This window comes from Paenisporosarcina quisquiliarum (assembly GCF_043641925.1).
Classification (GTDB): domain Bacteria; phylum Bacillota; class Bacilli; order Bacillales_A; family Planococcaceae; genus Paenisporosarcina; species Paenisporosarcina quisquiliarum_A.
On record NZ_JBHZRU010000003.1, the window covers coordinates 167,577 to 192,733 of the forward strand.

At 37.1% G+C, this 25,157-nt stretch carries 20 protein-coding genes; 2 read left to right on the top strand and 18 right to left on the bottom strand.

Annotated elements, in window-relative coordinates; genetic code table 11:
* Positions 1-89: 89 nt before the first annotated feature.
* The 3 genes from ACHUE4_RS03780 to parE are packed head-to-tail and all read right to left on the bottom strand — an operon-like array spanning position 90 to position 5,761.
* Positions 90-1,307 carry an MFS transporter gene (locus tag ACHUE4_RS03780; protein ID WP_394188049.1) on the bottom strand — a complete coding sequence of 406 codons (1,218 nt, stop codon included), beginning with the start codon at positions 1,305-1,307 and terminating at the stop codon, positions 90-92.
* Positions 1,308-1,361: 54 nt separating this feature from the next.
* Positions 1,362-3,791, bottom strand: coding sequence for a DNA topoisomerase IV subunit A (gene parC / locus ACHUE4_RS03785; protein WP_394188050.1), 2,430 nt, complete (start codon positions 3,789-3,791; stop codon positions 1,362-1,364).
* Positions 3,788-5,761 carry a DNA topoisomerase IV subunit B gene (gene parE, locus ACHUE4_RS03790; RefSeq protein ID WP_394188051.1) on the bottom strand — a complete coding sequence of 658 codons (1,974 nt, stop codon included), beginning with the start codon at positions 5,759-5,761 and terminating at the stop codon, positions 3,788-3,790. Before parE ends, parC begins: the two co-directional genes overlap by 4 nt.
* A 204-nt stretch (positions 5,762-5,965) precedes the next feature.
* On the opposite strand from parE, the gene plsY reads away from it, so the two are divergent.
* Together plsY and ACHUE4_RS03800 are read left to right on the top strand one after the other, a co-directional pair.
* Positions 5,966-6,571, top strand: a complete 606-nt coding sequence (gene plsY, locus ACHUE4_RS03795) for a glycerol-3-phosphate 1-O-acyltransferase PlsY (RefSeq protein ID WP_394188052.1) — start codon at positions 5,966-5,968, stop codon at positions 6,569-6,571.
* A 30-nt stretch (positions 6,572-6,601) separates the two neighbouring features.
* Positions 6,602-6,892 (top strand): HesB/YadR/YfhF family protein, encoded by a 291-nt coding sequence (locus tag ACHUE4_RS03800; protein ID WP_394188053.1) that lies wholly within the window; start codon positions 6,602-6,604, stop codon positions 6,890-6,892.
* 42 nt (positions 6,893-6,934) lie between these two features.
* Here ACHUE4_RS03800 and ACHUE4_RS03805 read toward each other — a convergent pair whose 3' ends face one another.
* The 15 genes from ACHUE4_RS03805 to acnA all read right to left on the bottom strand — a co-directional run bounded on the left by ACHUE4_RS03805 (position 6,935) and on the right by acnA (position 25,131).
* On the bottom strand, positions 6,935-7,231 hold the full coding sequence (locus ACHUE4_RS03805; protein ID WP_394188054.1) for a hypothetical protein: 297 nt from the start codon (positions 7,229-7,231) through the stop codon (positions 6,935-6,937).
* The gene (locus ACHUE4_RS03810; protein ID WP_394188055.1) at positions 7,231-7,656 is read right to left on the bottom strand and encodes an acyl-CoA thioesterase; all 426 of its coding nucleotides are present in this window, start codon (positions 7,654-7,656) and stop codon (positions 7,231-7,233) included. The genes ACHUE4_RS03805 and ACHUE4_RS03810 overlap by 1 nt, the downstream gene beginning before the upstream one ends.
* Positions 7,657-7,717: 61 nt before the next feature.
* Complete coding sequence (fabG, locus tag ACHUE4_RS03815) at positions 7,718-8,458, bottom strand: 3-oxoacyl-ACP reductase FabG (RefSeq protein ID WP_394188056.1); 741 nt, start codon at positions 8,456-8,458, stop codon at positions 7,718-7,720.
* A gap of 146 nt (positions 8,459-8,604) precedes the next feature.
* A complete protein-coding gene (locus ACHUE4_RS03820; RefSeq protein WP_394188057.1) occupies positions 8,605-9,453 on the bottom strand; it encodes a methyl-accepting chemotaxis protein in 849 nt (282 codons plus the stop codon).
* Between the two features lie 212 nt (positions 9,454-9,665).
* Positions 9,666-11,147: a class I adenylate-forming enzyme family protein gene (locus ACHUE4_RS03825; protein WP_394188058.1), complete on the bottom strand. Its 1,482-nt coding sequence runs from the start codon at positions 11,145-11,147 to the stop codon at positions 9,666-9,668.
* Positions 11,148-11,163: 16 nt separating this feature from the next.
* Entirely contained in the window at positions 11,164-11,904 is a 741-nt protein-coding gene (fabG, locus tag ACHUE4_RS03830) for a 3-oxoacyl-ACP reductase FabG (RefSeq protein ID WP_394188059.1), read from the bottom strand.
* A gap of 11 nt (positions 11,905-11,915) precedes the next feature.
* On the bottom strand, positions 11,916-12,794 hold the full coding sequence (gene phaZ / locus ACHUE4_RS03835; RefSeq protein ID WP_394188060.1) for an intracellular short-chain-length polyhydroxyalkanoate depolymerase: 879 nt from the start codon (positions 12,792-12,794) through the stop codon (positions 11,916-11,918).
* Positions 12,795-12,809: 15 nt separating this feature from the next.
* Entirely contained in the window at positions 12,810-13,820 is a 1,011-nt protein-coding gene (locus tag ACHUE4_RS03840; RefSeq protein ID WP_394188061.1) for a 3-oxoacyl-ACP synthase, read from the bottom strand.
* The gene (locus tag ACHUE4_RS03845) at positions 13,820-14,818 is read right to left on the bottom strand and encodes a branched-chain amino acid ABC transporter permease (RefSeq protein WP_394188062.1); all 999 of its coding nucleotides are present in this window, start codon (positions 14,816-14,818) and stop codon (positions 13,820-13,822) included. Before ACHUE4_RS03845 ends, ACHUE4_RS03840 begins: the two co-directional genes overlap by 1 nt.
* Positions 14,819-14,822: 4 nt before the next feature.
* Positions 14,823-15,683: a branched-chain amino acid ABC transporter permease gene (locus tag ACHUE4_RS03850; protein WP_394188063.1), complete on the bottom strand. Its 861-nt coding sequence runs from the start codon at positions 15,681-15,683 to the stop codon at positions 14,823-14,825.
* Between the two features lie 12 nt (positions 15,684-15,695).
* Positions 15,696-16,403, bottom strand: a complete 708-nt coding sequence (locus ACHUE4_RS03855) for an ABC transporter ATP-binding protein (RefSeq protein ID WP_394188064.1) — start codon at positions 16,401-16,403, stop codon at positions 15,696-15,698.
* Positions 16,381-17,154 (bottom strand): ABC transporter ATP-binding protein, encoded by a 774-nt coding sequence (locus ACHUE4_RS03860; protein ID WP_394188065.1) that lies wholly within the window; start codon positions 17,152-17,154, stop codon positions 16,381-16,383. Before ACHUE4_RS03860 ends, ACHUE4_RS03855 begins: the two co-directional genes overlap by 23 nt.
* A gap of 96 nt (positions 17,155-17,250) precedes the next feature.
* Positions 17,251-18,474 carry a substrate-binding domain-containing protein gene (locus tag ACHUE4_RS03865; protein ID WP_394188066.1) on the bottom strand — a complete coding sequence of 408 codons (1,224 nt, stop codon included), beginning with the start codon at positions 18,472-18,474 and terminating at the stop codon, positions 17,251-17,253.
* Between the two features lie 369 nt (positions 18,475-18,843).
* Positions 18,844-22,053 carry a BTAD domain-containing putative transcriptional regulator gene (locus ACHUE4_RS03870; RefSeq protein WP_394188067.1) on the bottom strand — a complete coding sequence of 1,070 codons (3,210 nt, stop codon included), beginning with the start codon at positions 22,051-22,053 and terminating at the stop codon, positions 18,844-18,846.
* 366 nt (positions 22,054-22,419) lie between these two features.
* Complete coding sequence (gene acnA / locus ACHUE4_RS03875) at positions 22,420-25,131, bottom strand: aconitate hydratase AcnA (RefSeq protein WP_394188068.1); 2,712 nt, start codon at positions 25,129-25,131, stop codon at positions 22,420-22,422.
* Positions 25,132-25,157 lie beyond the last annotated feature (26 nt).

Below are 25,157 nucleotides of genomic sequence, written 5' to 3' on the forward strand. Positions count from 1 at the left end.
GTTATGTATATGAAGAAGTGTCCTAATTCATGATGACACTATGATGCTTAAGAAATTTTTAATTCGATTAAAAAACCCGCTGAAATCGATTAGATTTCAACGGGTTTTGTATTTGTATCTAAATGTATATCCCTACGTTTCATTTGTACCAAGAATATCGTCGTTAAGCTTAAACTTAATACACCAAATACGACAACCATCCATTGTAAGCCGATTAAATCTAATAATGCCCCAGTTGCTAATAAAACAACTTGGAAGATCACTCGTTCTAACATATTTCTGAACGAGAAAAATCGTCCATGAAACGCTTTTGGCATTTGTTTCTGGAAAATAGTCATAGCTGTTGGGAAAAAGCATCCGACTGAAAATCCAAATACCGCAAAGGCAACCACTGATAACACTGGAATATTAGCAAATATTAAAATTAACTCGGCAAAACCTATGATAAAGGCAAATACGAATAAAATCGTACTTGTTCTCCATTTCATGCCAATATATTTTACAGCTACTGTTCCGAGCATAAAAGCAATACCTTCCGCTGCATAAATGGCACCTTTAATGGAAGAGGAATCTTGCATTTCACTTATGTTTATGACCAATAAGTTAAATGATCCGATGAAGAGCAGTGGAATTAATGTCATAACTAACGTCATCATGACAGCTGGATAGGATTTTAAGATTGGAAACACTTCCATGAATCCACCTTTACCAGGAGCAGCGACTTTTACTTGAGCCTCTCTTCCCTCCTCCTCTTCAATACGGAGCATGAACGTGAAGATCAACAAACCTGAATAAGCGATGATGGACATGAAATAAAGTGACTGAAGGGACCAATAAACCAACACTACACCAGCTAACGCAGTTCCAATAACTCGAGCCATTGTGGCTACATTCATATGCCAACCATTCATTTGTAATAATTGATCATCTTTTACGACCAAAGGAATGGTTGCTTGTAGAGCCGGGAAATAAAAAGCAGCAGAAAGTTGAATGCTGATCATAAATGCAACCATCCACCAAATAGAACCAGTCCAAATAGCAATTAACATAAAACTAACGCTTACCATCCGTCCAAATCCTGAAATTAATAACACGTTCTTCTTCTTAGTTTGATCAATGATTTTACCTGCTAATGGTCCAACTAGAATTCCAGCTAATAATCCGATTGCCATAATAACTGATTTTAAGAAATCTGAAGGAATACGTTCTTGCATGAATTCCAAGTTTCCAATAATTCCAGTCCATAACCCAAGCCCTGCAATCATTTCTCCAACTAAAATAATCCATACGTTACGATTTTTCCACATAATTACTCCTATATACAACAAAGGGAGCTATTATAGCTCCCTAGTTGTACCCTTTCAAGCTTCTTGCTTATTTACTTTCCAAACGCGAACTACATCGCCATCTTTATCTGTGTCGATAATAAATGATCCATTCGAATAACGATCTGATACACGAATTGGTTTTGTATCTACTAATTCGCGTGCTCCTTTAGTCGTTTCAATAATGATTTGATCTTGATTTTCTACATAATATACGCCACTTACTCGGTGTGCATTTGATTTTAATTCACGTAAAACCACAATTCCTCGTTTTGCACGTGATCCAGGTTCGAATTCTTTGAGTGACATTTTTTTGACTGCTCCACGATGTGTTACAAGGAAAATGTCTCCTGATGCTTCAGCTGGAATTGTTGCCGCATTCACTACCACGTCACCATCTTTAAGGTTAATTCCTTTTACGCCACCTGTTTTAATACCGGTTACTGGAACCTCTTGCATATTAAAACGAACAGCATAGGCATTATGGGTCACAATAAAGACATCATCTATAGGGGTTACTAAGTTGATATAGACGACTTCGTCACCTTTTTTCAAATTCATCGTGTTTAATGTGCGTGAATAACGTTGCACTTGATAGTCAGCAAGGACTGAACGTTTGATTTGACCTTGTTTCGAAACAGCTAAAATATATAAATCTTCCGTGAAATCAACAATTGGAATCGCTTTTATAATTGTTTCATTCGAATCAAGAGAAATAATACTTGATATATGCTGACCGAGGTCCTTCCAACGTATATCTGGTAGCTCATGAACTGGTTGATAAATATAGTTACCCAAACTAGTAAACAGTAATAATTGATGTTGTGTATTCATCGTTGACTCGAATAATAGATAATCTGAATCTTTCATGGCAAAGTCTTTTCCATTAGAAGCACTGTAAGAACGAGAGCTTGTGCGCTTAACGTAACCATCTTTCGTTACAGTCACGACTACCTCTTCGCTAGGTATCAATACATCTAATGTGAGTTTGATTTCTTCGATTTGATCTTCAATAATCGATCTTCTCGGTTCTGCAAATTGTTTACGAATTGCTTGTAATTCTTTTTGAATGACTTTTGCTAATTTTGCTTCATTATTCAAAATAGACATTAATTCACTAATCGTATTTTTTAATTCTGCTTCTTCATTTCTTAAATCCGTTATATCAGTGTTTGTTAAACGGTAAAGTTGAAGAGATACAATTGCTTCAGCTTGTGTTTCAGTAAATGTGAACTTCTGTATTAAATTGTTTTTAGCATCACGTTTGTCTAGAGATGCACGAATGGTTTTAATCACTTCATCTAAAATGGATAAAGCTTTCATTAACCCTTCAACGATATGAATACGATCTTTTGCTTTTTGTAAATCAAATGCTGATCTTCTAGTCACAACTTCTTTTTGATGACCAATATAAGCATCTAATAATAATGGCAAAGTCATCATCGTTGGACGTCTATTATGAATAGCGATCATATTGAAGTTATAGGCTATTTGTAAATCTGTGTTTTTAAATAGGAATTGAAGGATACCTCTAGCATCGATTTCTTTTTTCAATTCAATGACAATGCGCAAACCAGTTCGGTCTGATTCATCACGAACATCTGCAATTCCATCTAATCTTTTATCCAAACGTTGTTCATCAATTTTTTTGATGAGCATTGCTTTATTCACTTCATAAGGTATTTCAGTAATGACAATTTGTTCTTTTCCGCCTTTTAAAGGTTCAATTTCAGCTTTTGAACGGATAATGATTTTGCCCTTACCTGTTTCATATGCTTTTTTAATTCCATCAATGCCTTGAATCGTACCACCTGTTGGGAAATCTGGACCTTTTAAAACAGTCATGAGTTCGTCAACTGTGGCTTCAGGATTGTTCATTCGCATTAAAACTGCATCTAAAACTTCATGTAAAGCATGTGGTGGCATATCCGTCGCATACCCAGCAGAAATCCCAGATGCACCATTGACTAATAAATTCGGAAAACGAGCTGGCAATACAGTCGGCTCAAGTTCGGAGTCGTCGAAATTTTGGACAAGATCTACAGTTTGTTTTTGAATATCGCGAAGCATTTCTCCAGCAATAGCAGATAAACGAGCTTCTGTATAACGCATTGCTGCAGGTGGATCTCCATCAACAGAACCGTTGTTACCATGCATTTCAATTAACATGTGACGAACTTTCCAGTCTTGGCTCATACGTACCATTGCTTCGTAAACAGATGTATCACCATGAGGATGATAGTTACCAATTACATTACCAACCGTTTTAGCTGATTTACGGAATGGTTTTTCGTTCGTATTACCTTCATGGAACATTGCATATAAAATACGACGTTGTACTGGTTTTAACCCATCACGAGCATCTGGTAATGCACGGTCTTGAATGATGTACTTGCTATAACGGCCAAACCGGTCGCCGATGACTTCTTCTAATGGTAAATCTTGATAACGTTCGGTTTGTGTCATTCTGTATCCTCCTCAGCATGAATGAGTTCATTCTCTAAAATATTGCTTTCCTCATCTAAGCCAAAATTAACATTGCTTTCAATCCATCTACGTCTCGGTTCTACTTTATCGCCCATTAAGGTCGTAATTCTTCTTTCAGCGCGTGCATCATCGTCTATTTCCACACGAATTAATGTACGTGTTTCAGGATTCATTGTGGTTTCCCATAATTGAACGGCGTTCATTTCACCTAAACCTTTGTATCGCTGAATCATATATCCTTTTCCGATCTTACGAATAGCTGCATCTAATTCTGCTTCAGTCCACGCATATTGGAGAACTTCCTTCTTACCTACTCCACGGTAAACCTTATATAACGGCGGTAAAGCGATATAAACCTTACCTGCTTCAATTAAAGGCTTCATGTAACGGTAAAAGAATGTTAGTAATAATACTTGAATATGAGCACCATCGGTATCCGCATCGGTCATAATCACGATCTTGTCGTATGCGATATCAGGCACAGAAAAATCTGCACCAACCCCTCCACCGATTGCATGGATGATAGTTGAAATTTCTTCGTTTTTCATAATATCTGCAAGCTTCGCTTTTTCGGTATTAATTACTTTACCTCGTAAAGGCAAAATAGCTTGGAAACTACGATCTCTACCTTGTTTAGCTGAACCACCTGCAGAGTCTCCTTCTACTAGATATAATTCATTCTTGGCAGCATTTCGAGATTGAGCAGGCGTTAATTTCCCTGAAAGAATGGAAGCAGATTTCTTTGATTTCTTTCCATTACGCGCGTCTTCACGAGCTCTTCTAGCAGCTTCACGAGCTTGTTGAGCACGAATAGCTTTTCGTACTAAAGATGCACTTAATTCTGCATTCTCTTCTAAAACGTAAAGAAGTTTCTCAGATACGACAGCATCTACTGCTGCACGAGCTTCACTTGTTCCAAGCTTGCCTTTAGTTTGTCCTTCAAATTGAAGAATTCCTTCAGGAATGCGCACAGAAACAATGGCTGCAACTCCTTCGCGGATATCTGCACCTTCGAGGTTTTTATCTTTTTCTTTTAATAAACTCGTCTTCCGAGCATATTCATTAAAAACACGTGTTAAAGCAGCTTTGGCACCTGTTTCATGTGTTCCGCCATCTCTTGTGCGAACATTGTTTACGAATGAAAGAATAGTCTCTGAATACCCATCGTTAAACTGGAATGCGAATTCAACTTCAATATCATCTTGAATTCCTTCCACATAAGCCACTGGATGCAAGACATCTTTTTCTTCGTTTAAATAACCAACAAAAGCTTCTATTCCCGTTTCATAGAAGAAGATATCTTGAGTTCCATTACGTAAATCATTCAGTTCAATTTTTAGTCCTTTAAGTAAGAAAGCTGACTCGCGTAAACGCTCGCAAATAGTATCGTAATTATATTTTGTTACCGAAAAAATCGTTGGATCCGGTAAAAAATGAATGGAAGTACCCGTTTCTTTAGTTGAACCAATATGTTCAAGTGTTGTCACTGGGTGACCACCATTTTCAAAACGTTGGCGATATTTTTTTCCATCGCGATGAATCGTTACTTCTAAATATGTAGATAGTGCATTAACTACTGAAGCACCTACTCCGTGTAAGCCTCCACTCGTTTTGTAACCACCTTGTCCAAATTTACCACCAGCATGAAGCACAGTGAAAATTACTTCTGGTGTTGGTTTTCCGGTTTTATGCATTCCTGTTGGCATACCACGTCCAAAATCACGAACACTGATACTTTGATCTTCGTGAATATTGACAATAATGTGGTGACCGTAGCCAGCTAGTGTTTCATCCACTGAATTGTCTACAATTTCATACACTAAATGGTGTAAACCTCGTGCATCAGTAGAGCCAATATACATTCCTGGACGTTTTCTAACGGCTTCAAGTCCTTCGAGCACTTGAATTGCATCGTCATTATAAGCTGATATTGATTGATTTTTCGTCAAATGGTTCTCCTCCAAAAAACAAACAGATGTTTTCATTGTATAGAATGAATGCCGTATTTGCAATGACTCTAGCGGTTTATTACAAGAATAGTAAGTTGAATCTATTAGAATATTAATATAAGATAAAGCGTTGTGACAAGATAGTACAAATGATAAACTAGTTGTAAGTATTAAGAGTAAGTACTAACTTTAAAGGGGCATTTTATGAACACTGTAATTATATTAGTTATCGCGTACTTATTAGGATCAATTCCATCAGCTTTATGGATTGGAAAACTTCTTTATAAAACAGATATTCGCAAACACGGAAGTGGAAATTTAGGCGGAACAAATACGTTTCGTACGTTAGGAGTTAAAGCCGGTTTAATCGTTTCCATTTTAGACATCCTAAAAGGAACAGCAGCTACTCTCTTACCTCTTCTGCCATTCTTTTCGAATACAGATGTACACCCTCTTATACTAGGTGTGTTGGCAGTTATAGGGCATATGTTTCCGATCTTTGCACAATTTAAAGGTGGAAAAGCAGTCGCGACTTCTGGTGGTGTTCTTCTTGCATATCACTGGCCGCTATTTGTCATAATGTTGGCAGGGTTCTTTATCGTATTAAAACTGACAAAAATGGTTTCGTTAACTTCTATGATTCTCGCTATGCTTGGCCTACTTTATACAGTTTTATACAATATATTTTATAGAGTGGATATACCATTGCTAATTGTTATTATTTTATTAGCGACGTTTATCTTGTATCGTCATCGAGCAAATATGACAAGAATTAAAGCAGGAACCGAGCCAAAAGTGAAGTGGATATAATACAATAGACCATGAAAGGCTGGTGTTCAAATGAAAATCATCATTTCAGACGAAGCTATGAGTTGGTTTAAAGAAGAAATGGAAACAAAAAAAGGCGAACATATTCGCTTTTACGCGCGCTATGGTGGTTCTAGTTCATTGCATGCTGGATTCTCTTTAGGTGTTACGAAAGAAGAACCAATGGAGATTTCAGTCGAGCTAATGGAAGACGACATCCACTTTTATATCGAAGAACATGATGAATGGTATTTTGACGGTCACGATCTTCATGTGGATATCGATCCTAAGTCAAAAGAACTTACCTACTCATATAAAAAATGAATCCAAAAACCACTATGTTTCAATACATAGTGGTTTTCTTCTTCACGCAAAACGTTTAAGTTGATTTAACATGCCTTCTTTACTCAAAATACTCTCTTGATAATGACCAAATAAATCATAATGTGGATAACCTTCTTTAAAATCAATCCACTCTGGTTTTAATCCGTATTGTTTACCCCAGTGAATCAACCGTTCAACATCTGAACAACCAACTTTTGTTACAGTTTTACAACCTGGAAATCGTTCATCTAGCCAGTAATGAGTTAGAAATGAAATTTCTCCTCGACTTACTGCTTCCTTCCATGACATTAACTCTTGACGTTTGATTCCAAAAGCCATTAGTTTTTCACCCTTGCAATTTCACAATATTTTGCGTCCCAAGAGGGATCTACTTTTTTAAGTGGAACGGGTCTAAATGATTCTTTTTTCACTAAGACATGTTCTGATTTAGCTGTTGCTGCTACTGTTCCATCTTTATGTAAAATCTCATAACCATAACTTGTTCGCAATTTTCCATGTGATTCAACCCAAGTACGCACAATGGCCGTCTGTCCATACTTTAAGGATGCCTTATATTGTATACTTAAATCAATTACTGGTGATAAATAGCCTTCACTTTCGAGTCCTGCATACGTATAACCTAAATCCTCTATCAGATTGGTACGACCAATTTCCATCCAAACTAAATAATTTGCATGATACACTACGCCCATCTGATCTGTTTCTGCATAACGAACTTCTACTTCTTTTTCGCTTATAAACATAAATAAGTCACCTCAATGTCTATTATACAAAAACTAAATAGAAATAGCGTTACCCGGTGATTTACATCATAATCCCGCCGTCTATATGAAGAACATGACCTGTTATATAATCTGCTTCATTCGAAGCTAAAAACAAATAAGCATTTGCCACATCTTCAGGTTGCCCAAGTCGTTGCAGCGAAACAGCTGAAGCCATCTTCTCAAGCATCGCCTGAGGAATTTTTTCAACCATACTTGTTGAAATGAATCCTGGCGCAACCGCATTCACTTGAATTCCTTTTCGACCAAACTCTTTCGCCCACGATTTAGTCATCCCAATTACAGCCGCCTTTGATGCTGCATAATTCGTTTGACCCACGTTTCCATAAACACCTGTCACAGATGAAGTATTTATAATTTTACCGCTCGATTTTTCAATAAAATGAGGAACAACTGCCTGTGTACAATTAAATACGCCATTAATATTTACGTCTAATACACGTTGAAAATCAGACGGGTCCATTTTAAGAAGCATGGAATCTCTCGTAATACCTGCATTGTTAATTAGAATATCAATTGTGCCATATGTTTTTATTGTTTTAGAAACAAGTAAATCTACACTCTTTCGATCAGCAACGTCAACTTTTAAAAACGTAACTTCATACCCTAATTCTCTCAAGGAATTCTCTTGTATTTTGCCAGTCTGTTCATCAAAGTCTGCCATGATAACTTTGGCACCTTCAGCAACGAATTTTTTGCAAGCCGCAAGTCCAATACCATTTGCGCCACCAGTAATGATAGCTACTCTATCTTTTAATCTCATCTCATACACCCCTAATTCATTAAAAATCCTTTATTTAACATAAGTGTATCATAGGAAGAATGTTAATTGAATGACTATTCATTTAATTTAACATTATTAAAAAAAAGCAAAAAACCATCTAAAAGTAGATGGTTTTCATGAATGCCTTATAGTTCTGCAGCGTATTTGTTCAGTTCTTTACTCATTTCTTCGATTTGATCGATAAAGACAGAAATTTCTTCTGTAGAAACAGCTTGTTCACGTCCAACTGAAACAACTTTTTCAACTGACAATGTAATTTCGGTCATAGATCGTTTGATGTTTTCAAGCGTAGTTTGAATTTTTTCAGTTGAAGAGACAGTTTCTTTCGACAGTTTACGTATTTCATCAGCAACAATCCCGAATCCACGTCCCATATCTCCTGCTCTTGCAGCTTCAATTGCTGCATTAAGACCTAATAGATTCGTTTGATTCGCAATATTTTTAATGAAACTAATAACCTCATCTGTTTGTTTCATTTCTGAAGAAGTATTATTTGATTGCTCAAGGAGATTTGAGGTAATGGCACTTAGACCTTCTGCCCCTTTTGCAATATCCGTTACACGTTCGTTTGCTTTTTCAATAAATTCAACAATTTGATCAGAAATTTTACGTAATTCCTGTTCGTTTTGTTTTTGAAGTTGAATTGCGATTGCGCCAATAACCACATTGCCATCTGTAATTGGAGTTGCTAAGCCTGTAAAGGGAATACCAAAGAATTCAGCTGGTACTTGTGCTTCTATTACTTTATTTTCTGAAATACATTCAGCTAACGGCTCAAGCGGGTTAATTTTCAAGCCTTTTAAAGCGCCTATATCAATCTTTTTACCTGGGTAATAAGCTAACCATTCCTCGGTATTAGTTATACCAATCGCAATGTCAGGCAACATCTTTTGAATAACCGGTATTACTTGTAAAAAAGAGTCTAATTTCGTTTCAAGTTTTTGTTCAACAGTACTTAGATTATTATCTAACATAATAAGGTGACCTCTTCCTAGTAAGAAAACTTTTATAATTCTATATTATCAGTATAGGACAATCTATGTATATAAGCAGATGTGTTGAAAGTTCTATAAATCTACTGTTTATTTAACTCAGTTTATTATTTGCAGAGAAAAAGGCTGCCCATCAGGACAACCGACTGCAAGCTTTAATTCTTCAATTAATTCCTTTCAAATTCTTTTGAATCCTATATGAAATCAATCAATCTTTTTTTATCAATTTTTCCAACATGTGTTTTAGGTAGTTCGGCTACAACAACAAATCTCTTTGGTATTTTATAACCTGCTATATACTTCCGACAATGTTCAATCAGCTGTTTTTCATTATAAGAATTTGGATGTTTTAGAGCAATAAAAGCTGTAACCATTTCACCCCATTTTGTATCCTTTAATCCGATAACAGCTACTTCTTTAATCATATTACTCTCGATTAAGCAATGTTCGACTTCCAGTGGGTATACATTTTCCCCCCCTGTTAAAATCATGTCTTTTTTTCTTCCTACAATATAATAGTCGCCATCAACATCCATCTTTGCAAGATCACCCGTCTTTAACCATTCTCTGTGCATGGCTGCATTGGTTTCTTCATCATTTTGCCAATAGCCAGAAAAAACATGGTTTCCGCGAATCCAAAGTTCACCTACTTCATTAATCGCACATGGAAGACCGGTATCTGATACGATTATGATGTCCACAAACTGCATACTCTTTCCTACAGAACCTTTTTTTATTTTAGCTAATTCTACATCTATGAAAAAATTATTTGGTCCCGCTTCGGAAAGCCCGTAACCTTCTTTAAATGGTAACCCTCTAGAAAAAAACTTTTCATAGATCTTAACGGGACAAGGAGCACCTCCAGAGAGAAATGCACGAACATTAGGAAATTCACTAGTATTAAATGTCTTAGTTTGAATCATTTCTTGGTACATAGTAGGGACAAATAATGAAATAGTCGCTTTCCATTCTATTATTTCTCTAAGAGCTTGTTCTGCATCAAAACGTTGCCCAACAACTACTGTTCCACCTGCCATTAATATTGGAATTGACAAGGCATTAAGGCCGCCCGTATGAAATAGAGGCATATATGTAACAGTGCAATCAGAATCAGAAAGCCCCCAACTTACTATTGTATTTAAGGCATTCCAATTCACATTGTTATAAGAGAGTTTTACTCCCTTTGACTTACCCGTCGTTCCGCCAGTGTAAATAATCATCCATGGGGAATCAACTGAAATAGACAAGTCGTATTGTAAAGCAGCAGATAATTTATTTTTCGTCAAAGCAGTTTGTCGATTAAGGACATTCTCCTCAACTAATAATGAGTGTGCTATATGTGTATATGTATTGTCCGTTATTAAGAGTGTTGGTTCACAATTGCTTATAATTTCTGTGAGTTCATTTGTTGTTAACCTAAAATTTAAAGGTACATATATATAACCTTTTAACCCGCATGCAAATAAAATGGCTATCAATTCTGGATGGTTAGCTGCTAGAATGGCAACTCGGTCACCCTTTTGCAGTTTTTTATTTGACAACCGAATTACCCATTCATTAATTAGAACAGCAAATTGAGCATACGACCATTGTTGACCACTATCGATATCAACACAAGCAAGTTTTGCCGGAGCCATTTGTGCACGTTTTAGAAACCAGGTTTGATCGTTATACATTCGTACGCTTCCTTTCTTACATCATGATTCCCCCGTCAACATGAAGAACATGGCCATTTACGTAATCAGATTCAGATGATGCTAAAAATAAATAAGCATTAGCAATGTCTTTTGGAACACCTAGTCGTTGTAAGGCAACAATGGACTTCATTTGTTCAATAATATTCTCAGGCATTTTCTCCACCATTGCTGTCCTTGTAAAGCCAGGTGCCACCGCATTTACATTTATCCCTTTACGGCCTAATTCTTTCGCCCATGATTTAGTCATTCCGATAACTGCAGCTTTAGAAGCTGCATAATTTGTTTGCCCCACATTCCCATAAACACCACTAACTGAAGAAGTATTGATAATCTTCCCTTTTCCTTTTGAAATCAAATGCGGAAGAGCGCTTTGCGTACAGTTAAAGACACCCGTCATGTTGACATCTAATACTTGTTGGAAGTTTGAAGGTTCCATTTTAGCTAACATTGCATCTCGTGTAATGCCAGCATTATTAATTAAAATGTCAATTCCACCATAGGTTTCCACCGTACGATCAATCAATTGCTGGACACTCTCTCGATTTGCAACATTCACTTGAATAAATGTTACGTCGTAGCCTGAATCTCTAAGTTTGCTAGCCGCATCTATTCCCGTAGCTTCATCATAATCAGCTAGAACGACTTTAGCTCCTTCTTCTGCAAAACGTTCAACAGCCGCATAACCTATTCCATTAGCGCCCCCTGTAATGATGGCAACTTGATTGTGTAAACGCATGGTTTTGTCTCCTATCCTAAAAATTCTTCTATATGTTTTATTAATTGTGGAAGATCATCTATTAACGGTGAATGACCACTATTTAATAAAGGTAAATACGTCGCATTGTCTCCAAGATCTTCTACTATTTCTTGTGTCATTTGTTCAGAAACGACATAATCCCGGTCACCTCGTAATATGAGTACTGGGATTGAAATGTCTTTAGCTTGGTTCGTTCCTTTAGTGACGCCATTATGCGTTCCACTTATATTGAAACTATTTAAAGAGTAGTAAACGTCCGCTAAATTTCGTTGTGTCAACATATCTGTAACATACTTTTCGTATTGATCTTCTTCTGGTTGATTATGCGTATAAATTAACGCGTTCCATACTGCTTTTAAGCCTTCACGGTTTTTCGAATCATATAAACTTTGGATAGCTTTCGTTTTGCCCGAATCTTCTTCTACTTGTTCAATGGTTTGTAGTCGAGTTTGTAAATCTGGTGTCCCATCTGCATTTGTTCCATAGAAAGGGTAACCTCTTGTAGAAGCTGACGCTAGAAGTACCATCTTTTCACAGCGATTAGGGTGATCAGTAACAAATTGCATGCAAACTGCCCCACCAGTAGACCACCCCACTAAATGGAATGTCTCTAAGCCTAGTGCATCAACAAATCCTCTTAAGTCATTAGAGAAATCAGAAATTCCTTGTACTCGATTATGATAACTCGATTCTCCATATCCTCTTAAATCAAGTGCATATATTTTGTATTTTGAATCTAATTGTTCGATTAAAACGTCCCAGTGTTTAGAGGATGTCATATTCCCATGGACAAGCACTATAACTTGGTCCCCACCGTAACGTTCGCGATATGATATTGTTTCACCGTTATCAAGTAATATTTTTTGCATACTATTGTTAGCCTCCTATTCAGAACCCCATTTTATAGTCGTAGCACCCCATGCATATCCAATACCAGCACTTACTAAGACAACAATGTCCCCTTTTTTTAATTTGCCTTGTTGCTCTGCAAGTTGCAAAGAAATGATTTGATCCATTTGACCGATATGTCCATATTCGTGTAAATAAATAGACTGATCTTCAGATAATCCGAGTTCATTTAATACATAATTATGTGCTGATTTTTTCATATGGAGAATCGCCAAGAACGAAATATCATGTTCTGTAAATCCGCTTTTCGACAAAGAATGTCGAATGACTTTTAAAAAGTTTTGCATCGATTTTTGTTCCAGTCTTTTTTTCATTCCCTCAGGATCTAACACGTCTAGTTTATATGCTCCAGACATTAATAATTCTTGTGTTAATGGAGTTTTAGTTCCTCCTACTGGGACCACTACATCTTCAGAAAATGAGCCGTCTGTCATAAGGTCCGATTCTAAAAGAGCGTTGACATCATGGTTCTTTTTCAAAATCATAGCAGCTCCACCCGCTCCTAGGTTAAACATGAAACGAGTACTTTCATTTGTATAATCAATAAAATCACTGTTTCGATACCCACCTGCTAAAAGTACAGTTTCAATCGAGTCGTCCGATAGCATTAAGCTTTTAGCGAGTTTTAAAGCTAAAATTGTCGTGCCACAACGAAGGGCTATATCAAATCCCCAAGCATGATAAGCACCAATCTCTTCTTGTGTTTTAATGGCAGCGGTCCATAATGGATATTCTTTATGTTCTTCCCCGATATAAATCACACAATCAATTGATTTGGGATCAACCTGACCTCGTTTCAATGCATCTTGAGCTGCCCATATACCCATTTGGACAGTGTGATCATTTGGGCCTGGGATTGGTTTTTTCGTAATGCCCATTTTATCTTTTACAACATGTAAGGGAACGTTAGATGCAGCAGCAATTTCTTCTGCTGACATTGAGTGGGAGGGTATGTACACACCGGTACTGACAATTCCAATAGGCATCATAACCCCGCCGATCTTGATTTATTTTCTTTACCGTTTGTTTTTTCCTTTTTGCTAAACCAATTTCTAAAAGTCCCAACAATACCAGAAGGGAAGAAAATAACGGCCAAAATGTAGATGATACCGAAGAAGATAATCCACCGTTCAAAAATCGGGTAATCCTTCGCAAGTCCTGATAAGTAATGCTGAGACAACTCAATTACGCCAGCACCTATTATAGGACCAATCAACGTACCCACGCCTCCAATAATGGTCATAAGTAAGGCGTCCAGTGTGATGTCCATCGTCAAGACACTGGTATTAACAAACCGTAAGCTTATGGCATAAAATGCTCCTGCTAAACTAGCAACAACTCCTGCTACAACAGATGCAATTACTTTGTAATGAAGCGTATTGTACCCTAATGATTTGGTTCGTTGTTCATTTTCTCTTACTGCTACTAACACGTGACCAAGTGGTGATTGTACAAATCGTCTAAGTAGAATGTAAACCACAATCAAACAGACAAGTACGACCAAATAAAACATGATTCGATCTTTAAAAAACTCTGGAGCACGGAACGTAAACCCATCATTACCTGATGTCAAACTACGCCACTTTTCAGCAAGTACTAAAAATAGCCCAGAAAGAGCTAGAGTTAGCATGGCGAAGAAGTGACTCTTCAAGCGTAAAGTCATAAGCCCAACAAGGAAGCTAATGATTCCTGCAATGATCATCCCTGTGGCTATAGATAAAATAAACACACTAATTGTAGGCTCTATACGATCTAACATAACTGCTGTCGTATATGCGCCAATACCGAAAAACATTGCGTGACCGAAAGATACAATACCTGTATATCCTAGTAAAATATCATAACTCATTGCTAATATTGAAAAAATAAAAATTTGTGTTAAAAGAATTGTCCAACTCCTTGAGTCTATAACAAAAGGGAAGATGAACAACACAATGACAATGATTGAGAGAAAGATATTGTTCCATTGATATTTAGTAGTCATGTCTTCACCCCTTTGCTCTAAATAAACCTTGCGGACGGAAAACTAGTACAATAGCCATGATCATCATATTTACTGCTAAAGATAAGGATGGTACATAGTAAGCCATATAACTACCTGTAACCCCTACAATAATAGCGGCTAACAAGGATCCTGGAAAACTGCCCATTCCTCCAATTACTACAACAATGAAACCTAGAATCGCAAACTCCATTCCCATCTCTGCGTAAATGACTCCTGAATAAGGTGCCATTAAGGCGCCACCGAGTGCCGCCAAAGCCGCACCTGCGATAAACACATATAGGAAAACGTTTTTAATATTAATCCCAAGTGCTTGAACCATCTCTTTATTCATAACTCCTGCACGTACAATTAAACCGATTTTAGTTTTCTTAAGGATATACTGAAAAATTCCAAATACAAGAAAGCCCATAATGATAATAAATACACGGTATTTAATGATAATGACGTCCCCGACTTCCCAACTACCAGATAAAAATTCAGGTGTTCTAGCAGCAATCTGATTGGGACCAAATACCACTTTCAACATTTCAGTTAGGACAAGCATAAATCCAAGGGTAATTAAGATCTGTTGGACATGATTACCATATACGGGTGTGATAATTAATTTCTCCGTAATAAACCCTAAGATTATCCCTGTTAATATAGCTCCTAAAATAGCGAGTACAAAGCTATCCGTTAGTGCATAGAACCAAACAGAAGCGTAGGCACCCCATGCAAATAATCCACCATGCGCGAAATTAAGAACGTCCATCAAACCAAAAATTAACGTTAAACCGGCTGCTAAAAGGAAGATTAACATGCCAGTTGCTAGCCCATTTATCGTTAAATTCATGAGTAGTTCCATGACTGTCCCCCCTTATCCTATTCCTAAATATTTTCGTTTCAATTGTTCATCGTGAATTAATTCTTGCATCCGTCCTGCTTGAACTGTCTCACCATCATCTATAAGCGTGTATGTATCTCCAATTCGACTTGCCATCATAAAATTCTGTTCAACCAATACGATTGTCGTATGTTTTTTCATATCTACAATGGCTTCCATTACTTTTTCAATGACAATAGGTGCAAGCCCTTTTGAAGGTTCATCAATTAATAACAGCTGACTATTTCCGACGAATGCTCTAGCCATCGCTAGCATTTGTTTTTGTCCCCCTGAAAGATGACCACCATCTTTTTTCCAAAACTTTTTGAGATCAGGAAACAAATTAAGCACGTAATCTTGCTTGGCTAACGTTTCTTCATCGTCTTTTCGCATCGCCACTTTCATGTTTTCTTCTACGGTTAATGAACCAAAAATCCCTTGGTCCTCAGGAACATAGCCAATCCCTTTGTTGGCAATTCCATAAGTGGGTTTTTTCGTAATGTCTTCTCCTTTAAACAGAACACTACCTTTTGAAGCTGGAGTTAATCCTAAAATCGTTTTAAGTGTGGTCGTTTTTCCAGCACCATTCCGCCCAAGAAGCACACTAACTTCTCCCTCTTTTGCTTCGAATGTTATACCCTGTAAAATATGATATTGATTGATAAACGTATGAACCCCTTCAACTTTTAACAGCGTGGTCATTATATGAACCTCCTAAATAAGCATTTTGAACGGTTTCGTTTTGCATGATTTCTTCTGGGGTTCCATCTGCCAATAGCTCTCCGTTGAACATAACTATAATAGAGTCCGACAAATCTAATATCATATCCATCTTGTGTTCGATTAGTAGAATCGTTTTATTACCTTCTTCTTTAATTCTTTTGATTACGGCTAATATAGCTGGCACTTCTTCTAGTGACATACCAGCAGTAGGCTCATCTAATAACAGGACATCAGTATCTAAAGCTAATAACATCGCAATTTCTAATTTCCGTTTTTCACCGTGTGACAACTGACTAGCAGCAATATGTTTTTTGGAAACTAATAATACCAGTTCAAGCAGTTCCTCAGTTTTATGAATGAGGTTAGGATACTTTAGTACATGATGAATCATTTGATAACGAATTTTCTCTTTAGATTGGACAGCTAAACGAACGTTTTCTAATACGGTTAGATTTGGAAATACGTTAGTAATTTGAAATGAGCGGCCCAATCCTCTTCTTGTTCTTTCAACAGGTGATAAGCGGGACATATCTTCATTTTTAAAATAAACTTTTCCTTCAGAAGGTTTTAATTCTCCACTAATTAAATTAAAAAATGTTGTCTTTCCTGCTCCATTTGGACCTATAATCGATTTGAAATGGTTTTTTGGCATTTCAAAATTCATTTGATTAACTGCTGTATGGCCACCAAATTTGATGGATAAGTTTTCAGTTCTTAAAATTGGAGTCATCGATTTCACCCTTTCTTCTGTCTCTCTCCATATTCAAGAAACGTTCTTAAACATGGAGAGAGACAGACCTGTTTTCACAGGCCGTCTCACTCTATATTAGTTTTGAATTGGTGGTTCTGTTTCTGAAGGTGATAATTCTCGAATTAGCACGGGAACAGGATAATCAAAACCAGCTAGTTTTTCTAATTTAACAGAGTACATAGTTTGTAAAGCTTGGTGATCTTCGGCACGGAATGTCATTTTTCCTTTTGGTGTTTCAAATGACATACCTTCCATAACACCGATTAATTCATTGCCATCTGCATTTCCTTCTGATTTTTTCAATGCTTCTATGATTGAAATGGCAGCTGTCATACCTCCTGGAGTGAATAAATCGGGCACTGCCCCATCATATTTTTCTTTATGCTTCTCTACTAACCAATCATTCACATCATTATCTGGTAATGTGTGATAGTAAACTGAGAAGCCTTCCATTCCTACTAAGGCCTCCATAGTAGTCAAAGCTGGAATATCAGGAGCACCAGTTGAGATTTTGATGCCTTTATCTTGAAGTTTCAAATCTGCAATTTGATTCCAAGGTGAGTTTGCACCCGCCCATACAACGAACAAGTAATCTGGTTTCGCTTCGATAACTTTTTGTAAGTTTGAAGTGAAGTCTGTTGCTGCTGGATCTGCATATTCTTCTAAAACGATTTCAGCACCTAATTCTTCTGCCGCCTTCTTAAATGCAGCAATTCCGTCCCTTCCAAATGAATAGTCTGGAGCAAACGTGGCAATTTTAACGCCAGGCTTAGCAATTGCTGCTGCACCTGCTACAGCATCCTGAGACGAGTTACGTGAAGTACGGAAAATGTATTTGTTAAACTCAGCACCTGTAATACTGTCTGCAACTGCAGGTTCAACAACCATAATTTTTTCATATTCTTCTGCTAATGGTAGGACAGCGAGTGTATCACCTGAACTAGAAGAACCTACTAGGAAATCCACTTCATCTTCTTCGAGTAATTTTGTTGCTTTTTGTACAGCAACTTCTGGTTTTGTTTCTGTATCTTCATAAATGATTTCTATCTTTTTGCCAGCTACTTCCATCGTGCCTTCAGTAGCGTATTCAATGCCTAATTCAAATCCTTGCTGTGTTTGTTTTCCGTAAGATTCAAGTGCCCCAGTTAACGATGCTAAGACCCCAATTTTAATTGTTCCGCCTTCTTCTGTCTTATTATCTCCACTTACTGGAACTTTAGTTGTATCCGTGTTACTACAAGCGCTACTAAAAACCATGACAAAAATTAATGCTAAAAATAACCATGACTTTCTTTTCATGAAAATCCCCTTCCCCTATTTCGCTTTTGTAAGCGTTTTCTTGCTAGTGTTTATTTTATAGAATAGTAGTTACAAAAGAGTTACACGACGAGAAAAGCGCAAAGTGCCTTCTAGACCGACACCGCCGCTGGAAGAATCGATTCGAAAGCTTGCTTTCGCAAGAGAGGGTGGAAGGAAGGCGATGTGCGGGACATCGTGTCCCAACGCCTTCATGACTCGCATCGTGCGAGCCCAAGCTTTGGTGTGGGCTGGCGCTTGGAGCTAGACAATAAATTGGAATTCTATACTTTCTAGTCTTCTTAAAATAGGAATAAGTTCTTTTTAGCTGTAAAGAACAATAACTCTGCTTCGATCTTTCTCGAAACAGAGTTATGAATAGCCCATCGTTATAAGTTCGTACATTTGTTCAGTTGTTTCCATTGGAGGTAATTCAAACTCTTGCATCAACATTTTCACACACCTCTCATACCACATAATAGCCAATGACCGATTATGTTTCTGATCGTGTGCATACATTAACAGTCGGTATGCTTCTTCCCACGTATTGTCAATTCTGAGTAACTTTTCAGACCAGTATATGGTTTGATCGAATTGCTGAAGACGAGTAGAATTTTGCGCTAACTTTTCAATGATTTGAAGATAGGTTTGATGAAAATGATCTCTTTCAAACTGAAACCAATCGCACAGTGATTGATCAAGATAGAAAGCACCTTTATATAGCGAGACAGCTGATTTTAATAACTCGATAGCTTGCTGAGGATTACGCTCTTCTAAACCCTGAGAAGCCAATTGTTGAAATTTCTGAACATCACTAATAATAGCGGCCTTTGGGTGAATTCTGTACATCGTCTGCTTTCGAATTATGAAGTATGATTCTGCTCGTGGCGGCCTTTCAGGTTCCAATACATTGAATAAGGCGTTAAGTGCAACTTTAAAATCTCGATTGGCCGTCTTTTCATCTTGGTTTTCAAATAATTCACGGATAAGTTCATCTTTTGGTATAAATCGCTCTCTGTGTATAAACAAATAGACAAATAAATCTTTTGCTTTTTCTCTTTGCCACTTACGATCATCCACTTCCTTTAAACCCAGTTTTATAGAAATTGGGCCTAATAAGTTGATGTGTAACGTATAACCTGGATACGAAACAGTGTGTATTACCTGTAAATGTTGGCTAATTTGTCTAAGCATTTCATCCTGTTGATCATCCTTTATTGCACGTTGAATTAATGGATAAAACTGTTGCAAATCAAAAGGGCCATAAAGCGTTAATTTTTCAATGAAAAATGTATACTGCTCTTCGACTATTAATCTAGCGAATATCTTAATCTCTTCAAGGAAAATATTTTCATCACTACTATTGTAAGCGCACATACTTAACCAAAATGATGAAATCATCAATCCAAAAGAATCGCCGCATAAAGAAAAATCATGTTGTGCTTGTCTAGCATATGTTATGGCTTTTTCAAACTCGTTCGATGAATAATAAATAATCGCTAGACCAATTTTTATATAAGCAGAGAACCAAGAATCATGCACAATTTCCGTTTCTCTCAACCCTTTTTCAGCTAAAATTTGTGCATCGTAATAATAACCTTGCTTCGCTTTTAAAAGAGCAAGTCCTAAATAAGGCTCTGCTTTTCCTCGAGAAACATTCATTTGGTCCATTTTTTCAATAGCTTGAAGGTACATACGCTCAGGAGAATCCCAAAAACGATCACCATCCACACTTTCCGCATGACCTTTACGTATTAATCCTACTGCTTCTACGAATCCAGATTTTTCACGTATTCCACTTTCAATTCCTTTTGTTGCATAATAACTGGCATGGGATAATTCCCCGACCATTGCGTTTAGAAGTGCAAGCAATACTGCCGTTTCTCGGTGAGAATCGGGTACTAAATCTTCTTCTCGAATACGGTTTTCTAATAATTGCAATGAAGCCGATAATTTTCCCATTCTTAATAATATCCGTGCATCTAAATTTCCATCTGTTAATAAATCCTTCGGTAATTGTTCAACTTCAATAAAAGCTTTTGCTTCTCTTGTTTTACCTAAATTAACGAGGTTTTCTGCAAATTGTCGCTTTAAATTATACATATCTGTCTTAGACATGTTGGTCGTTTGATTAGCAAAGGCTATGGCATTAGATAAATGTGGATCTGCTAAACCTGGTTGAATTGTATCTAAATAAATATGTGCTAGTCCTGCATGAGCGTAACTCATATAATAAGGATCTTCTTTGGTAGTCGCTAGATGTAAACATTTTTGATACGCTTGTTTTGATTTTTCATAATAAGCGCGATAACGATTAGCTTCTCCTTCAAAATAATATAACGCAGGATACTCCTCAAAATAACTGAGTGGGATTTCTTTTAAACTTTCCATAATTAAATCGAATTGTCCAAGTTTCAATAATCTGGGTGCAGTTTTCATTACAATTTGGCTAATAAAATGGGAATCTTCACTTTGGAGTGCATGATATATAGAGTGAATAGAGTCGCCATTTTCCCAGAAATGAGTAGCGGCTATTTGATGTGCTAGTTGATATTCTTGATAGTTTGTCTGTTTCCATTTGGTCATTAGGTATTGTTGAAATAATGCATGATAACGATAGACAGAATCTTCCCCTAGTTGTTGAATGAAACCATGATGGCTGCGGAAGCGTTGCAAAAATACTCCAGCCCCTTCGCCATAAAATGTTTGGATAAACTCTTGAGAGAATGTTGGGAAAATCGAGAATTGTAGGAGCCACTTCTGCTCTACCTCTTTGTATCTCGTAAATACTTCTTCTGAAAGATAGTGAAATAAATCTTCTAATGCAGGTTTAAGTGAAACATCAAATGTACTGTTTTCACTCGCAGACTGCATTGCAATTAATTGGATGGCAATTGCCCAACCTTCTGTTATTTCTAGTATTCTTTTGGTCTCGTTTTCAGTAAGACTTCGATTGAAATAATCTTCAAAATACACGAGTATTTCTTCTTCAGTAAACATGAGGTCATGTTCATTGACCTCAAGTAATTGTCCCTTCATTTTCAACTTTAGTAGTTGGGCCCATCTTGGTCTGGTCCTTGAAATTAAAACAATATGAATATAAGGTGGACAATGTTCTAATATCCGTTCCATCATAAAGTTTATAGAGAAGACATGATCAATTAGATGATAGTCATCAATAACAATGACAAAAGGTTCGGCAATATGATCTAGCTCATCAACAAACCAAGCATGCCAGGCGATTAATTCTTTCTCACTTGGAAATGCTGGTTGAAACGACCAATCTTTTTTAAACTTCTGACCGAAACTAGGAACAATCCTTTGTATACTACCAATTAAATAACGTAAGAACGGTGCTAAATCATCATCTTCTGGAGAAACGGTGTACCACGAACAATGAATTCGGCTATCTGTAAGGTATTGTGCAACAGCAGAGCTTTTACCATACCCTGCTCCGCCAGAAATTAGTGTACATTTTTTTAATGTTATTTGTTTGAAAGTTCGCGTTAAAGAAGCCCGTCTCATATAGGTTTCACTTGCCACGGGTAGAACGAGTTTAGATTTGAGTAAAGGTAGGTCCATATACTTCCCTCGCTAACATACTATCTTCCTAAAAGTGTATCATAGCAATATTCTAAATTGAATGAGTTTTCCAAATAAAAGAAATTTAATCGGAATTACTATTGACGTATAAACCCTTATCTCATTACATGTTTTACAAGTGAAGAAAATACCTATTTATTTCTGTTTATAGGATAAATCTTTTTAAAGTGGTGACTGATGGAGTGTTACTGACTTAATTTGCGCTGGCCCACATGCGCAAATCCTCAACTAGAACCTGGATTCTATCAGAACTGCTTCTTCAAACATGTGTATATTAAATATAAAAAAACTGCAGATAAACTTGAATTTCTCAAGTTTATCTGCAGTCTTCATTTTATATCAATTTTAGTTTTTTAATTTGTCGCGAAGTACCATTGGTAAAATACCACCATGACGGTAGTAATCAACTTCTACTTCTGAATCGAAACGAGCTAATACATCGAATTCTGTAACAGAACCGTCAGCTGATTTAGCCGTTACTTTTAGAATATCACGAGGTTTTACGCCTTCAGCAATATTTACGCTGATTTCTTCTTTACCTGTTAAGCCAAGTGATTCTGCGTTTTGACCTGGTAAGTATTGAAGTGGTAAAACACCCATCATTACAAGGTTAGAACGGTGAATACGTTCATAGCTTTCAGCGATTACAGTTTTAATACCAAGTAGGTTTGTTCCTTTAGCTGCCCAGTCACGTGAAGATCCCATTCCGTAATCTTTACCTGCTAAAACAACTAATCCAGTTCCATCTTCTTGATATTTCATTGCAGCGTCATAAATTGCCATGATTTCGCCGTTTGGCCAGTAAGTTGTGTATCCACCTTCTGTACCTGCAGCAATTTGGTTACGGATACGAATGTTAGCGAAAGTACCACGCATCATAACTTCATGACTACCGCGACGAGAACCATAAGAATTGAAGTTACGAACTTCTACTCCACGCTCACGTAAGTACTTACCTGCTGGAGTATCTTTACCAATTGCACCAGCTGGTGAAATATGGTCAGTCGTGATTGAATCTCCAAATTTCGCAACTACTCGAAGACCTGCAAGCGTTTGAATATCGTTAGGCTCTACAGATAAACCTTCAAAGTATGGAGGATTTTGAATATAAGTTGAATCTTCATCGAATGTATACAATGAATCATTAGATGTTTGAATTGCATTCCATCGTTCGTTTTCATCAAATACACGAGCATATTCAGCACGGAATAATTCTGGTGTTACAGTACGTAAAAGAACTTCTTTTACTTCTTCTGTTGATGGCCAGATATCTGCGAAGAATACATCATTGCCATCTTTGTCTTTACCAAGAGCTTCGTTTTGAAGATCGATATCAACTGTTCCAGCTAATGCATAAGCAACAACTAGTGGTGGAGATGCTAAGTAGTTAGCTTTCACTAATGGATGGATACGACCTTCAAAGTTACGGTTACCTGAAAGAACTGAAGTTACAAGTAAGTCGTTTTCGATGATTCCCTTTTCGATTTCAGGAAGCATTGGACCTGAGTTACCGATACAAGTCGTACATCCGTAACCAACTAAGTCAAATCCAACTTCAGCTAAAGGTGCAAGTAAATCTGCATCACGCAAGTAACCAGTTACTACTTTAGAACCTGGAGCAAGAGAAGTTTTCACGTATGCTGGTGGACGCAAGCCTTTTTCAGCTGCTTTCTTAGCAACAAGACCCGCACCAATCATAACGAATGGATTTGATGTATTTGTACATGATGTAATGGCAGCAATACCAATAGCACCTGTAGGAATTGTTACTTCAGAACCATCTGCCATTGTTACTTTAGCAGTTTTAGCAAATTCTTTTTTAGATAAACCAAATCCTTGGTTACCTTGTGGAGCAACTACTGCTTTGTTGAATTCAGTTTTCATTTGAGACAAAGGAATTAAGTCTTGTGGACGTTTTGGTCCAGACATATTTGGCTCAATTGTAGATAAATCTAACTCAACAACATCAGTGTAAGTAGGATCTTCATTTTCAGCAGTGAAAAACATTCCGTTTGCAGTTAAGTATTCTTTAACTACTTGGATATGATCAGCATCACGGCTAGTTAAACGCATATAATCAAGCGCTTCTTCATCAACTGGGAAGAAACCACAAGTTGCACCATACTCTGGTGCCATGTTAGCAATTGTTGCACGGTCAGCAAGTGGAAGTTTTGTTACGCCAGCTCCAAAGAACTCAACAAATTTACCTACTACACCTTTTTTACGAAGTACTTCAGTTACTTTAAGTGCTAAGTCAGTAGCAGTTGTTCCATTTGGAAGATCGCCAGTCAATTTAACACCGATAACTTCAGGAATTGGGAAATATGAAGGTTGACCAAGCATACCTGCTTCAGCTTCAATACCACCTACACCCCAACCAAGAACGCCAATACCATTAATCATAGTTGTATGTGAATCAGTACCTACTAATGTATCTGGATACGTTTCGTACGAACCATCTTCATTTTGAACAGCATGAACAACATTAGCTAAATACTCTAAGTTTACTTGGTGAACGATACCTGTTGCTGGTGGCACTGCACGGTAGTTGTCATATGCTTTTTGAGCCCAGCTAAGGAACTGATAACGCTCTGCATTACGCTCAAATTCAAGCTCCATATTCACGCGAAGTGCATCACTTGTACCATATTTATCAACTTGCACAGAGTGGTCAATTACTAAGTCCACTGGAATTGCAGGATTGATTTTGTCTGGATCTCCACCCATTTCAGCCATTGCTGAACGTAGCGCAGCTAAGTCAACAACCACAGGTACACCAGTGAAATCTTGAAGAATTACACGTGACGGTTTAAATGGTACTTCAGCTTCAGGGTCAACATCTTTGCCCCATTTAGCTAATTTTTCAACATGATCATCTTTGATGACATATCCGTCGTGTTGTCGTAAAACGGACTCTAATAATACTTTAATTGAATAAGGAAGTCGGGAAACATTTGCGATCCCTGCCTCTTCTAACGCTGCTAAACGGTAATAATTATACGTTTTTCCGTTTAAATCGAAAGAAGTACGGCTATTGTGTAAATTACTTTTTGCCATGTCTTTTCCTCCTTTAGTCTTATGAA

What these genes read in the sequence shown, in the direction of transcription:
- ACHUE4_RS03825 (WP_394188058.1), bottom strand. Translation starts at nt 11,147, where the DNA reads ATGTATAACGATCAAACCTGGTTTCTAAAACGTGCACAAATGGCTCCG.
- ACHUE4_RS03860 (WP_394188065.1), bottom strand. Translation starts at nt 17,154, where the DNA reads ATGACTCCAATTTTAAGAACTGAAAACTTATCCATCAAATTTGGTGGC.
- parC (WP_394188050.1), bottom strand. Translation starts at nt 3,791, where the DNA reads ATGACACAAACCGAACGTTATCAAGATTTACCATTAGAAGAAGTCATC.
- ACHUE4_RS03870 (WP_394188067.1), bottom strand. Translation starts at nt 22,053, where the DNA reads ATGGACCTACCTTTACTCAAATCTAAACTCGTTCTACCCGTGGCAAGT.
- ACHUE4_RS03800 (WP_394188053.1), top strand. Translation starts at nt 6,602, where the DNA reads ATGAAAATCATCATTTCAGACGAAGCTATGAGTTGGTTTAAAGAAGAA.
- plsY (WP_394188052.1), top strand. Translation starts at nt 5,966, where the DNA reads ATGAACACTGTAATTATATTAGTTATCGCGTACTTATTAGGATCAATT.
- ACHUE4_RS03855 (WP_394188064.1), bottom strand. Translation starts at nt 16,403, where the DNA reads ATGACCACGCTGTTAAAAGTTGAAGGGGTTCATACGTTTATCAATCAA.
- acnA (WP_394188068.1), bottom strand. Translation starts at nt 25,131, where the DNA reads ATGGCAAAAAGTAATTTACACAATAGCCGTACTTCTTTCGATTTAAAC.
- ACHUE4_RS03845 (WP_394188062.1), bottom strand. Translation starts at nt 14,818, where the DNA reads ATGACTACTAAATATCAATGGAACAATATCTTTCTCTCAATCATTGTC.
- ACHUE4_RS03820 (WP_394188057.1), bottom strand. Translation starts at nt 9,453, where the DNA reads ATGTTAGATAATAATCTAAGTACTGTTGAACAAAAACTTGAAACGAAA.
- ACHUE4_RS03805 (WP_394188054.1), bottom strand. Translation starts at nt 7,231, where the DNA reads ATGGCTTTTGGAATCAAACGTCAAGAGTTAATGTCATGGAAGGAAGCA.
- fabG (WP_394188056.1), bottom strand. Translation starts at nt 8,458, where the DNA reads ATGAGATTAAAAGATAGAGTAGCTATCATTACTGGTGGCGCAAATGGT.
- phaZ (WP_394188060.1), bottom strand. Translation starts at nt 12,794, where the DNA reads ATGCAAAAAATATTACTTGATAACGGTGAAACAATATCATATCGCGAA.
- fabG (WP_394188059.1), bottom strand. Translation starts at nt 11,904, where the DNA reads ATGCGTTTACACAATCAAGTTGCCATCATTACAGGGGGCGCTAATGGA.
- ACHUE4_RS03865 (WP_394188066.1), bottom strand. Translation starts at nt 18,474, where the DNA reads ATGAAAAGAAAGTCATGGTTATTTTTAGCATTAATTTTTGTCATGGTT.
- ACHUE4_RS03850 (WP_394188063.1), bottom strand. Translation starts at nt 15,683, where the DNA reads ATGGAACTACTCATGAATTTAACGATAAATGGGCTAGCAACTGGCATG.
- ACHUE4_RS03780 (WP_394188049.1), bottom strand. Translation starts at nt 1,307, where the DNA reads ATGTGGAAAAATCGTAACGTATGGATTATTTTAGTTGGAGAAATGATT.
- ACHUE4_RS03840 (WP_394188061.1), bottom strand. Translation starts at nt 13,820, where the DNA reads ATGCCTATTGGAATTGTCAGTACCGGTGTGTACATACCCTCCCACTCA.
- ACHUE4_RS03810 (WP_394188055.1), bottom strand. Translation starts at nt 7,656, where the DNA reads ATGTTTATAAGCGAAAAAGAAGTAGAAGTTCGTTATGCAGAAACAGAT.